The organism is Nostoc sp. (assembly GCF_036919555.1).
Lineage (GTDB): Bacteria > Cyanobacteriota > Cyanobacteriia > Cyanobacteriales > Nostocaceae > Nostoc.
On record NZ_JBALCS010000021.1, the window covers coordinates 1 to 13,198 of the forward strand.

Consider the following 13,198-nt stretch of genomic DNA (forward strand, 5'->3'; position numbering starts at 1 on the left):
GGTTGGCGCTACGCACCAACCTCACTTTCTTGTACGCGATCGCATTAATTGAGTATCACAAGTTCATATCAGTCGATAACCCGCAACTTGGGTTAATAGTTGCATTGCTGCCACTGACGTGGGATCGCTCATTAATGGTAAATCAACCAGTTCTTCAAGCTGTCTACTCTGGAGTTGGTGGTTCAGGTCTTGTAAGGCTACGCCAATCTTGGCTTCGTCTACTTCCGTAGGGAGTTCTACTCCCAATTCTACTAGAGCATTTCTGCCAACTGCGATCGCCTCTGACATCTGGCTTTGGGTAGTCAGGGCAATAATTTGAATTTCGGAAATTTTTACTTTATCTAAAATCGTCTGGGCATTCTGCAACACCAGTGCTGCCTTCTGTTCCATACCCTCAAAGTCACCATTCAAATAGCTGGCTTCGGTGACGGCGACATACAGATTTAGGGTCAAATTATACTGACTTTGCCAACAATCCACCTCTAGTAGATCGATTCCAGTTTGTAGATACATTCTGGCGACGGCATAGGCAGTTGAATTTCTGGCTTTACTGCCAGCTTTGAAGTTAAGTTTAGCTAAGGCTTCCCGTTCCTTTGGTTGATTAATTAATGCTTGTCCTCGATTCAAATGTCCAACAATATCGAATAGTTTTTCTTCTCGTTCTATTTCTGAAAAGTTTTGCTGAAGTAACTGTCCAATTTTGAGATGGACTGTTTGCTTTTGGTCATCAGGAATCAAAAAATAAGCTGCTTGTTGAACGCGATCGTGCAAAAATCGATAAGTCGGATTCGCTGCTACATCAGAAACTGACGCACTGTCAGACTCGATAAAGAACTTATATATTTCCGTATTCGGAATAATTAACCCTTCTTGCAACGCTTTCCATAAATCAGCTGCTGCATGTTCTAAGGATTTTTCTGAGACAATCGCTAAAGCCACCAGATCAAACTGTGTTCCAATACAAGCTGCCAGTTTGAGTATATTCTGAGTCTCGTTCGGCAACTTCTGCAATTGCAGTGCCATAAACTCCACGACATCATCAGTAATTGCTAAGGCTTTTACTTGAGCAATATCACACTGCCAATATCGATTCTCCCAATCAAAACTAATTAGCTTGTCATCATGTAATGCCTTGAGAAACTGTATAGCAAAAAACGGATTACCTTGGGATTTTTGAGCCACAAATTTTGTCAATGGTTCGGCAATAGATAACTCGCAATTGAGCGTATCTGCCACCAATTGATTTATATCTGGTTCGCTTAACGATGACAAAGTAATCGTATTCACTGTCACCCCAGTTTTGACGGCCTCATCCACTGTTAAGATAAATGGATGGACGGGCGAAACTTCATTGTCTCGATAAGCACCTAATACTAATAAATATCCTGTCTCTTGCATCAATAATTGTACCAAATTCAGCGATGCGGAATCTGCCCATTGCAAGTCGTCTAAAAACATTACTAAAGGATGTTCAGCACTAGTAAAAACTTGCACGAACTTTGGAAAGAGCATATTAAAGCGATTTTGGGCAGCACTTCCTGATAGTTTTGCTGCTGGTGATTGTTTACCGATAATATTTTCTAATTCAGGAATCACATCAATCAAGACTTGCCCATTGTCGGCAACGGCTTCCAGAATCTGGCTTTTCCAGACTTGCAGTTGTGCATCTGATTCTGAGAGTAATTGCCAGATCAAATCGCGGAAGGCTTGGACAAAAGCGCTGAAGGGGATGTTGCGCTGGAATTGGTCATATTTCCCTTTAATAAAATAACCACGTTGGCGCACAATCGGTTTATGAACTTCGTTGACAACTGCTGTTTTCCCAATTCCAGAAAAACCTGCTACCAACATCATTTCAGTTGCACCAAGGCTAACTCGCTCAAATGCTTGCAGGAGGATTTCTACCTCGATTTCTCGACCGTAGAGTTTTTCTCTGATGATAAAGCGATCGCACACATCCCGTTGAGCAATTGGGAAACTCTTAATTTCACCATCAACTTGTAGCTGATGTAAACAAGTTTCTAAATCACACTTTAGTCCCAAGGCACTTTGATAGCGGTTCTCGCCATTTTTAGCCATCAATTTATTGACAATCTCCGAGAGGGAAAACGGGATTTGTGGGTTAATTTCAGATACTAAAGGTGGAAGTTTCGCAATATGACAATGCACCAATTCCATCGGCTCATTGGATTGAAAGGGTAATTCTCCTGTGAGTAACTCATAAAAAGTGACTCCGACTGAATAAAAGTCAGTGCGGTAGTCAATCCCCCGATTCATTCTTCCTGTTTGTTCTGGCGAAATATAAGCTAGTGTCCCTTCTAATATATTGGGATTGATGAGTATTTGAGTTTCCCGTGGTAGTAGAGATGCAATACTAAAATCAATTAATTTAACTTCTTTTGTTTCGGGATTAATTAAAATATTAGCGGGTTTAATATCTTTATGAATAATCCGCTCTCGATAGAGAATATCTAAGGTATTGCAGAGTGCGATCGCAATCTGCAAAAATTCCTGTAGAGACGCGATAGATCGCGTCTCTACAGAGATGAAATAATCTTTTAAAGAAATCCCTCCAAAATCTTCCATCACCAGCGCATAGCCATTTTGGCAGGGTTCTAGGCTGTAAGTGGCGATGATTAGGGGTGAGTTGAGATTTTTGGCGATGGTGTACTGATTGCGAAACTGTACCAATTCGCCAAAACCCGGATATGGATTTTTCAGCAGTTTAATCACCACAGGTTTGTGGTCAGTCTCTCGATAACCACGATAAACCAGGGTTCTAGAACCATTGTAGAGTTGTTCACTTACTTGATATCCGGGAATACTGGCTAGAGTACTTACCATACAGCTAAATCCTGAAGACTTTCAGATTTAGTATTCCCAGAGATAGTCCTACTTAATCATTCATCAGAGACAAGATCCCCGACTTCATAAAAGTTGTCAGGGATCTATAACTTTCAATTCTCACCAATCTAATACGATCAGTAATAATTTATACCTAAAATTTGATGAAGAATTCTATCCTCTCACTGAGAATAGAGTCAGCACTCAATTTTCTGGCGTGGTTTTTTTCAACGATTTGACGAGCGATCGCCAGTCCTAAACCCGTTCCTTTACTGACAGCTTTAGTAGTAAATAAATGGTCAAAAATTTTTTGTTTTACCGATTCACTCATCCCTTTACCATTTCATTTTCGATCAATGTTTGAATGTTAATGCAGTTGGGATTCGTTTGAACTTTTGCAAAACTCCGGCCGGTATTTGATTCTTCTAAGGCATCACAAGGGGTTAGGGTTTGTATAGAGTCAGTCATGGACTGCTGATAACTTACAACATCATCGTTCTGAGTGGTAGTGATAATTATTCCCATAATGAGAATTGCTGGATTGATAATTTTACTGATACAACAGCCTAAAGATCAAAGCTATATTGCAGAATGCTGTACCACAGGGGTAAAATTTATGAAATTTAGCGTCGTCATCAGTACCTATAATCGCTTGAACTTGCTGCAAAGAGCAATTAACTCGGCTCGTAACCAAACAATCGAGTGCGAGGTGGTTGTTGCCGACGACTGTTCATCTGATGACACCCAAACATATCTCAAAAGCTTAGGGGACAAGGTTGTTTACCATCGTAACGAAGTGAACCTTGGTCATGCAGCAACGGTAAATGCTGGAGTTGCCAAAGCTAGCGGCGACTGGATTAAGTTTTTGGATGATGACGACTATTTAGCGCCCAACTGCATAGAAGAGATGGCGAAGGCGATCGCACTTCGTCCCGATGCTGTAATCTGCTCTTGTGTGGCGGCTCAGGTGGATGGTAATGAAGTTGAACTCAGTCGCACCCCCCAAGTTGGCCCTGGTTTAGCTTTTTATATCCCACAAGCCGATATTCACTACGGTATGCTTTTAGAGCTTGTACCTTTTGGGACGCCTGTCCAAGTAGCTTGCAGACGTGATACTTTCCTCCAAACTGGTGGTTGGGACTCCACACTTGATGCTAACTGTGATGACATCGATTCTTGGATTCGGATTGCTCAGTTTGGCGATGCTATTTTTTGCAACCAGTGTTTTGCTTACCGGACTATCTGGCCTGGTGCTTATAATCAAAAGTTTTCTTTATCTCGGCGGTTAGCTACAAATATTTTGATGAAGGAGAAAATTTACGCCTTGGTAAATGACCAACATCGCTCAAAGATTCCCGTCTTTCAGGATATAAAAAATTACCTAAAACTGCATTGGATTTTAGTAGCACTGAAGCAAAAAAATCTCAAGAGTTTCCTTTCAATCATAGATTTGTCTATACTTTCTCCTCAGTCTTGGAAGTTTTTGCTAACAGCTGCCTCATCACGCCGCTCTCAGGGACAAAATTCTGAGGTTCGTAAGCTGGTGTTGATTGAGTCCTAGCTTTTTAATCGTTGACAATCATTTGATTATGAGAGAATGTTATGCCTGAATAAAAAACATATGGGTGCGGCTCTTGTCATAATACGGTGTCTTCATAAAGAGTAGAAATAAGAGTACTGTGATAAAAGGCTTTGAAGAAATTATCAAGTAAAAAGACAGACTCCTTTTCTCAAGCTAGAGTCAGTTTTGGGTGTGATATATGCAAACATCTACGATAAACAATACCTTCGCCAAAAAAATAGTATAAAGAGAGAGGGCTGAGGTAGTAGAGTTATTGTCTCTCACAACGATAACTCAAAAGCTACAAGCAGCCCATGCTCGATATCCTATCACTACTACAATGCCTGTTACCGTAGATAAAGTTTAATTTTAGGGATACCAAGCAGTTTTGGGGATTGGAAGATTTTATGAACCTGAGCCAAACTGCTGTGACTAATGCTTCTAAAACACGCATTTTTTATGGTCAATTTATCCCACCATCTTCTCGCTGATTTCCGTCAACTCAATCCCGGTTCCGGCATTATTGATCTTAAGGCTTACCATCGTGGTTTTCGATATGTTCGTGAAATGTTAAAAATGCTTCCCGAAATCCCTGAGCCTATTTTATTAACCCAGATTTTTGCCAAGCTTACTGCTTTAGGACGTATTCATCCCGTTTCCACCGGCGTTGAACCCTCGTAAATGGGCAGAGGTATTGATTTATATATTTATAATATTAGAATCCAGTGTTTTTACTTAAAGAAACACTGGATTCTGCAACGATTATTGTTTTGATTCTACAAATGGCATGGGTATAACTTCCTTAATTATGGTAAGTGAAGCGCGATCGCTTATCCTGAGAACTCGGTACTTCAAGCTCAGAACAGCAATATCCAAGATCCAAGTGTGAATCATGATGAATAAAAAGCAAACGCTTACCATTTGAACTCAAAATTTCATGCTCAGAACTCGGAAATTCGAGATCCAATGGTGAATTATGGTGAGTCAAAGGCGTAGGTGTAGTCCGTCGGAGACATCGCTTACGTAATTACTAGCGAACTGTAAGGTATAGAGCTTATCCCAGTCACTAAGACTTTAATCTTATGCTACTACCGCGTGTTACTAAGATGCTAGCGGAATTTTCAATCTAAAGTCCTTAAGTATACTGAGGATAATGATCCTTTAATTGGGTATCTTAGTAGACATAGGCGATTTACCCAATAGTTTTAACAAAATAAGATGACACAATACGCCCTTGTCCTAGAAATTGCTCAGTATGAGAACAGTTTTGACAGTCTGACTAAACCTACTAATGATCTCCAAAATCTTCCTGGCACAGAAAAATTTTTGCTGGTGGTAAATCAGTCTGAGGAAGTATTTACAGTTTGTGCAGATAAGGAAGAACGGCAGAGATTCATTGAACTACTGACTCAGGTAGTAGAGATTCATGATTCGCGGTTAGCAGTTGTAATTACTATGCGAGCGGATTTTCTCGAACCCTGTTTAGAATATCCCTCTCTGACTCACCTGATTCAAACCCAGGCAGATTTTATGCCAGTTGATTTAAAGGAGACAATCACCGAACCTACCAAGCTTCAGGATCATAGTGTTGAAAAAGCACTACTATTAAAAATTCTCCAAAATCTTAAACAAGAACCAGAGTTCTTGCCTTTGTTGGAGTTTGCCTTAACTAAACTCTGGAAGAAACGCCATCAAAAGAAAGATCAACTCACCCTAGAACAGTATGAGAAGTTGGGAGGATTAACTGGGGCGTTAAATCTCTATGCAGAAAAGGTTTATCACTACCAAGATTATGAGGAAGAATCCCCAACCCAAGAACGCAGTCAGCAGGAAAAAGAATGGATTAAGCAGATTTTTCTGCGGTTAGTGCGAACGGGAGAGCGAGAAAAAGACACTCGCCAGCGCCAACCAAAAGCCACACTATTAAATATTGCAGGTGATGATCTCAATCAACAACAACAACTCAGTGAGTTACTAGATGGGAAAACGGGATTGGTTAAGGGACGCTTGTTGCTTACAGGGAAAGATGAAAAAGGAGAAGTCTGGATTGATTTAGCCCATGAAGCTTTAATTGAAAGTTGGCAGCAGTTTGCCCAGTGGCGACAACAAGACCGAGACTTGCGGCGGTTGAGTGATAAATTAGAAGATACCCGGCGGGAATGGTTGAACAAAAGGCCGGATGACAAATATTTGATGCAAGAGGGACTGCTGGCAAAAGTGAGGGATAGCGGGCAACAATTGCAGCCCCATTTACAATTACCCCAAGAAGATGAAGCTTTTTACCAGCGCAGTGATGCTGATGAAAAAGACCGCATTGCCGAACTGGAAAGGGCACTCACTGAATCCCAGTTGCGAGAAAAGGCGGCAAGGGTACAGAATTTACTGTCTTTCCAACCCTTAGATAGTCTAGTTTTGGCAATTCAAGCTATGGGTGAGAATCAAGAGAAACTACCCCAGCAGATTCTTGCACCAGTTCAGAACAGTTTGAATCGGGTAGTGAATAAAGCAAGAGTCTCCATTCCCTTCCGTGGTTATGAGGATGATGTCAATTCTGTGGCCATCAGTGCCGATGGGCACAGAATTGTCAGTGGCGGTACTGACGGCACAGTGCGGTTGTGGAACCACCAAGGTCTTCCCTTGTCTGAACCATTGCGTGGTCATGAGGGTAATGTCTCTTCTGTGGCCATCAGCGCCGATGGACAGACAATTGTCAGTGGCGGTATTGATGGCACGGTGCGGTTGTGGAACCTCCAAGGTCTTCCCTTAGCTGAACCATTGCGTGGTCATGAGGGTAATGTCTCTTCTGTGGCCATCAGCGCCGATGGACAGACAATTGTCAGTGGCGGTATTGATGGCACGGTGCGGTTGTGGAACCACCAAGGTCTTCTTTTAGTTGAACCATTGCGTGGTCATCAGGGTTATGTCAATTCTGTGGCCATCAGCGCCGATGGACAGACCATTGTCAGTGGCGGTGGTGACGGCACCGTGCGGTTGTGGAACTGCCAAGGTCTTCTTTTAACTGAACCATTGCGTAGTCATCAGGGTGTTGTCTTATCTGTGGCCATCAGCGCCGATGGACAGACCATTGTCAGTGGCGGTGGTGACGGCACCGTGCGGTTGTGGAACCACCAAAGTCTTCCGTTAACTAAACCATTACGTAGTCATCAGGGTGTTGTCTTATCTGTGGCCATCAGCGCCGATGGGCAGACGATTGTCAGTGGCGGTGATGACCACACAGTGCAGTTGTGGAACCGCCAAGGTCTTCCCTTGGCTGAACCATTGCATGGTCATCAGGGTTGGGTCTATTGTGTAGCTATCAGCGCCGATGGGCAGACCATTGTCAGTGGCGGTGGTGACGACACGGTGCGGTTGTGGAATCGCCAAGGTCTTCTTTTAGTTGAACCATTGCGTGGTCATGAGGGTAATGTCAGGTCTGTGGCCATCAGCGCCGATGGGCAGACAATTGTCAGTGGCGCTACCGACGGCACGGTGCGGTTGTGGAATCGCCAAGGTCTTCTTTTAGTTGAACCATTGCGTGGTCATCAGGGTTGGGTCTATTCTGTGGCCATCAGCGCCGATGGACTAACGATTGTCAGTGGTGGTACTGACGGCACGGTGCGGTTGTGGAATCACCAAGGTCTGACTTTAGCTGAACCCTTCCGTGGTCATGAGGGTTGGGTCTATTCTGTCGCCATCAGCGCGGATGGGCAGACGATTGTCAGTGGCGGTAGTGACGGCACGGTGCGGTTATGGAACCACCAAGGTCTGACTTTAGCTGAACCATTGCGTGGTCATCAGGGTGATGTCTTATCTGTGGCCATCAGCGCCGATGGGCAGACAATTGTCAGTGGCGGTAGTGATGGCACGGTGCAGTTGTGGAACCACCAAGGTCTGACTTTAGCTGAACCATTGTGTGGTCATCAGGATTGGGTCTATTCTGTCGCTATCAGCGCCGATGGGCTGACGATTGTCAGTGGTGGTACTGACGGCACGGTGCGGTTGTGGAACCACCAAGGTCTTCCCTTAGCTGAACCATTGCGTGGTCATCAGGGTTGGGTTTATTCTGTTACCATCAGCGCCGATGGGCTGACGATTGTTAGTGGCGGTGATGACGGCGCGTTGCGGTTGTGGAACCACCAAGGTCTTCCCTTAGCTGAACCATTGCGTGGTCATCAGGGTTGGGTCTATTCTGTGGCCATCAGCGCCGATGGGCAGACCATTGTTAGTGGCGGTGAAGACGGCACTGTGCGATTGTGGCGCGGTGACTGGCGTGCATGGTTGCAAGTCTGTTGTGACAGGTTACGTTATCATCCCATCTTCACCAATCCGCAAACAGAGGAAGCAAAAGCGGCCTGCGAAGTCTGCCGTAAATATGTTTGGAGTAAAGTACGCGGATAAGGACACGACATTGCCCATTGGTGTCAATTTAGAGCCAGGGCGAATAGAATGAGACTGTTGGCGAATTCACTCTCTTGTTAAACCCCCCACCCCTAAAACCTTAGTTTGGCATTGCTTTCCCGCCCTGCAATAAATTGCGGGCTAATAGCTAAAGTGCGTTGAAACGCACTGAAGATTAAAGAAATTAAGATGGATTCAGGCTGAGGGGTTAGACCCCCTATCAATTCGCCAACAGTCTCATAGAATTCGCAGCTACACAAACAAGAGCCACACCTTTCCTTCGGAACCTACGCGAATGTGGGCTTATGGAAAATCAAGGTATTCAACCCGCTTAGGCGGGTTTTACCTATGTAGATGCGGTTTCTAACCACCCATTTTTCTATAATTAGGACTTACGCACGACTTACGGAATAATGAACGGCAGAGGACACGTATAAATCAGAGTTTGAGAGATATTTTGCGTAAGTCCTATATAAGAATAATGGTTATTGAAAGGCGATCGCTCACCCTTTGAACTCAAAACTTCATGCTTTGAACTGCAACATCCGAGATTGAAGGGTGAATGATGATCAATCAAAGGCGTAGGCGTAGCCCGTCGGAGCGATCGCTTCCATAATTCCTAGCAGAGTTGAAGGTATAAAGCTTATCTCTACTAAAGCAAAATCTCAAGTGCTAGAATTTTGCTTCTTCTCAGGAAACTTACACTTCACCTCAATTTCAAAATTACTCTCCGCCGAACCTTCAGTTAGATAAGGGATACCAGTTTTTCCGCCTATCTTCAAGCCAAACTTCAGAGTAATCTCTTCAACTTCAGCAGTACCTAAATTTTTAAAAGCGCCAATGGCATATTTAGTATAAGCTCGAATTTGATGGTGAACTTCATCAATCTTGACAAATGCCTCTTCCCGCCAGCCGTAGGATTCTTTATCTTCATCAACCTCGGGTGTGACTACTTCTGGAACAGTTGGCGTTTCCTTTGACTCGAACAGAATTGTATAGATTTCCCCGTCTTCTTCAAAGACTAAACGTTTTATGTTCGACATCAAGCCCTCAGATTTTAGGTGTATTTACGTTATCTTATTCTGTAACAGACAACTTAAATATGTATAGATGGCTCGTTACGCGCTTGTAGTTGGCATTACAGATTATACAAATCAGCTTCCCAACCTCACAAAACCAGCTACGGATGCAGAAGCGGTAGAACAGGTACTAAAAGCGCATGGTGATTTTGAGGATATCGCTGTTCTGAAAGGGAAAGTTAGTACAACTAAGTTGGCTGAAGCTTTAAAAACACTTTTGCAACAACAAGCAGTTAAAAACGAAGCGCTAATTTACTTTACAGGGCATGGCATCACCGTATCTGACAGCTTAGGAACACAACAAGCATATCTAGCGACTTCTGACTTGACAATTGTCACTCAAGGCAACCAAATTATTGAACAAACAGGCGGGATTAGTCTTCTCAGTCTGAACAATTTAATTAGAGATTCCGACTTGAGTAATCTAGTAGTGCTGTTAGATTGCTGTCACAGCGGTGAATTTTTAGAACGCAATCTCATCGAAAAAACTTTTACTGCCTTTATTTCACAGCGCGATTACTATTTTATTGCTGCTTGCAGAGGTTTTCAACAAGCCTATGCCAAAAAAAGCGTACAACACAGTATTTTTACAACAGCTTTGCTGGCTGGTTTGTCACCAGAGAACACTAATGATCATGGAAAAGTGACAGGCGATCGCCTCTTCGATATACTTGCTACAGAACTTAAAAGTAGTGGTCAAGAACCAATCCGCATGGGTTGGGGGCGTTCCATTACTCTAATTACCCACAAGAATCAAAGACAAGTTCAAACCTTTGAAGTCAAAGATGAATGTCCTTACCAAGGGTTAAAAGCCTTTGAAGCCGAACAAAAACAGTTTTTCTTTGGGCGCAAGCAGGTTGTGAGGAAGATTCTGGAGAAACTGGCACAAAAGCCCTTTGTTCCGATTATTGGCCCTTCCGGGAGTGGTAAATCTTCCGTGGTTCAGGCGGGTTTGATTCCAGAATTAGATGATAGTGTCTGGCAAATTTTACCGCCAATCAAACCAGGATTTCAGCCTTTGCAGGAATTGAGAGGAGTTCTGAAAGCATTTTTCCAAGGGGCGAAAAAAGAAAGATTGCTTTCGGAGTTGATTACTAATGAACCGAATCCTTTACCTGTAATTCTGGAGCATCTCACAGGTGCAGAAAAATTTTTATTGGTAGTAGATCAGTTTGAGGAACTATTTACTGTCTCTGTTGCTGAAGACAAGCAGAGATTTATTGAATTGCTAACTCAGGTAGTAGAGATGACCGATTCGCGGTTGAAAGTTGTGATTACCATGCGAGCGGATTTTCTCGAACCATGTTTAGACTATCCCTCTTTAAATAAATTGATTGAAAATCAGCTTGTTTTGATGCCGCGTATCACTGGAGTTGATTTAAAACAGACAATAACCGAACCAGCTAAACTTCAAGGTCATAGTGTTGAAGAAAAACTAGTACTGAAAATTTTAGAAGATGTTGGTAAAGAACCGGGATACTTGCCGTTGATGGAGTTTGCTTTAACTAGACTCTGGGAAAAACGCGACCAACAAAAGCATCAACTCACCCTAGAACAGTATGAAAACTTCCAAGGATTGACAGGGGCGCTGAATTTTCATGCAGAAAATGTTTATCTTTACGAAGATTATCAGCAGGATTCCCCGACTCAAGAACGAAATGAACAGGAGAAGGACTGGATTGGGCAAATATTTCCTGCGATTAGTGCGAACGGGAGAGGGAGAAAAGGACACGCGACAGCGCCAACCAAAAGCTGAACTGTTAACCATTGCTGGTAATGAGCAAAAACAGCAGCAAGCATTAAGTGAATTGCTAGATGAAGGATTGGTGAAAGGACGTTTGCTGGTAGCTGGGAAAGATGAACAAGGAAAAGCTTGGATTGATTTAGCGCATGAAGCCTTAATTGAGGGTTGGGAGAGGTTTGCCCAATGGCGACAACAAAACCGAGATTTGCGGCGGTTGAGCGATAGATTAGCAGATGCTTTACGCGAGTGGTTGAACAAAGGGGAGAATGAAAAATACTTAATCCAGGGGGGATTGTTGGCAGAGGTGCGGGAAAATTGGCAACAGCTAGAGTTTTTATCATCACCTCAATCCAAAAATTTTTACCAACGCAGCGATGCTTTTGAACAGCACCAGATTGCTACATTAGAAAAGGCACTCACTGAATCACGATTGTTAGAGAAAGCCGCAAGGGTAGAGAATTTATTGCCTTTCCAACCCCTAGATAGTCTAGTTTTGGCAATTCAAACAATTGGTGAGAATCAGGAGAAATTACCTCAGCACATTCTTGCACCAGTTCAGAACAGTTTGAATCAGGTAGTGAATAAGGTAAGAGTCTCCATTGCCTCACGTGATCATGAGGGTGATTTTAGGTCTGTCGCCATCAGCGCCGATGGGCAGACGATTGTCAGTGGCGGTCATGACGGCACAGTGCGGTTGTGGAACCGCCAAGGTCTTCCCTTAGCTGAACCATTGTATGGTCATCAAGATTGTGTCAATTCTGTCGCCATCAGCGCCGATGGGCAGACGATTGTCAGTGGCGGTAATGATGGCACAGTGCGGTTGTGGAACCGCCAAGGTCTTGCCTTAGCTGAACCATTGTACGGTCATCAAGGTGATGTCAGGTCTGTCGCCATCAGCGCCGATGGGCAAACAATTGTCAGTGGTGGTGGTGACGGCACAGTGCGGTTGTGGCAGAGTGGTTGGCGTGTATGGTTGCAAGTCTGTTGCGACAGGTTGCGTTACCATCCCATCTTCACTAATCCGCAAACTGAGGAAGCAAAAGCCGCCTGCGAAGTCTGCCGTAAATATGTCTGGAGTAAAGAAGAAGTTAAAATAGGGGATTAATCAGAAGAAAACAGGAAAAATAAACCTTTAATCTCCAATTTTGAAGCTCAGAACTCCAGTTTTTACCTTCAGAACTCGGAACTTCGACCTTTTTACTCGGAACTCCGACCTTTGAACTCGGAACTTCGACCTTTTTGCTCGGAACTCCGACCTTTGAACTCGGAACTTCGACCTCTGAACTCGGAACTTCGACCTTTGAACTCGGAACTTCGACCTCTGAACTCGGAACTTCGACCTTTGAACTCGGAACTTCGACCTTTGAACTGCAACAACTTAGATCCAAGGGTGAATGATGGTGATTAAAAGGCAAATATTTACCTTACTATCCCATTTTCACAAATCTGCAAACTAAAGCTACCACAAATATCTTGCGTAGGGGCACAACATTGTTGTGCCCTGATAGAACTGTTCACCGCAGCCAAGATTTTGTTTGTAATTTTCCGTAGAGGAATTAGTATCATTCAAAT

Annotated in this window: 5 protein-coding genes and 3 pseudogenes; 5 read left to right on the plus strand and 3 right to left on the minus strand. The window is 43.4% G+C overall.

The genetic code is table 11. The features are described 5' to 3' along the window. Positions 1-93: 93 nt before the first annotated feature. Together V7K36_RS07015 and V7K36_RS34040 are read right to left on the minus strand one after the other, a co-directional pair. A pseudogene (locus tag V7K36_RS07015) lies at positions 94-2,844 on the minus strand (ATP-binding protein); the annotation flags it as partial. A gap of 154 nt (positions 2,845-2,998) precedes the next feature. Further along, positions 2,999-3,279 (minus strand): annotated as a pseudogene (locus V7K36_RS34040) (ATP-binding protein); the annotation flags it as partial. Positions 3,280-3,460: 181 nt separating this feature from the next. Between V7K36_RS34040 and V7K36_RS07025 the strand changes: the two are divergent. The 3 genes and pseudogenes from V7K36_RS07025 to V7K36_RS07035 all read left to right on the plus strand — a co-directional run bounded on the left by V7K36_RS07025 (position 3,461) and on the right by V7K36_RS07035 (position 8,803). Continuing rightward, positions 3,461-4,405: a glycosyltransferase family 2 protein gene (locus V7K36_RS07025; RefSeq protein WP_335114351.1), complete on the plus strand. Its 945-nt coding sequence runs from the start codon at positions 3,461-3,463 to the stop codon at positions 4,403-4,405. Positions 4,406-4,761: 356 nt separating this feature from the next. Next, a pseudogene (locus V7K36_RS07030) lies at positions 4,762-5,086 on the plus strand (IS4 family transposase); the annotation flags it as partial. 537 nt (positions 5,087-5,623) lie between these two features. Beyond that, entirely contained in the window at positions 5,624-8,803 is a 3,180-nt protein-coding gene (locus tag V7K36_RS07035; RefSeq protein ID WP_335114353.1) for an nSTAND1 domain-containing NTPase, read from the plus strand. A gap of 665 nt (positions 8,804-9,468) precedes the next feature. Here the strand turns inward: V7K36_RS07035 and V7K36_RS07040 are convergent. Then, on the minus strand, positions 9,469-9,846 hold the full coding sequence (locus V7K36_RS07040; protein ID WP_335114355.1) for a CU044_2847 family protein: 378 nt from the start codon (positions 9,844-9,846) through the stop codon (positions 9,469-9,471). A gap of 67 nt (positions 9,847-9,913) precedes the next feature. Here V7K36_RS07040 and V7K36_RS07045 point away from each other — a divergent pair, with 67 nt between their 5' ends. Together V7K36_RS07045 and V7K36_RS07050 are read left to right on the plus strand one after the other, a co-directional pair. Beyond that, positions 9,914-11,638 carry an nSTAND1 domain-containing NTPase gene (locus V7K36_RS07045; protein ID WP_335114357.1) on the plus strand — a complete coding sequence of 575 codons (1,725 nt, stop codon included), beginning with the start codon at positions 9,914-9,916 and terminating at the stop codon, positions 11,636-11,638. Then, entirely contained in the window at positions 11,562-12,731 is a 1,170-nt protein-coding gene (locus tag V7K36_RS07050; RefSeq protein ID WP_335114359.1) for a WD40 repeat domain-containing protein, read from the plus strand. Before V7K36_RS07045 ends, V7K36_RS07050 begins: the two co-directional genes overlap by 77 nt. The last annotated feature ends 467 nt before the right edge of the window (positions 12,732-13,198 follow it).

What these genes read in the sequence shown, in the direction of transcription:
- V7K36_RS07025 (WP_335114351.1), top strand. Translation starts at nt 3,461, where the DNA reads ATGAAATTTAGCGTCGTCATCAGTACCTATAATCGCTTGAACTTGCTG.
- V7K36_RS07035 (WP_335114353.1), top strand. Translation starts at nt 5,624, where the DNA reads ATGACACAATACGCCCTTGTCCTAGAAATTGCTCAGTATGAGAACAGT.
- V7K36_RS07040 (WP_335114355.1), bottom strand. Translation starts at nt 9,846, where the DNA reads ATGTCGAACATAAAACGTTTAGTCTTTGAAGAAGACGGGGAAATCTAT.
- V7K36_RS07045 (WP_335114357.1), top strand. Translation starts at nt 9,914, where the DNA reads ATGGCTCGTTACGCGCTTGTAGTTGGCATTACAGATTATACAAATCAG.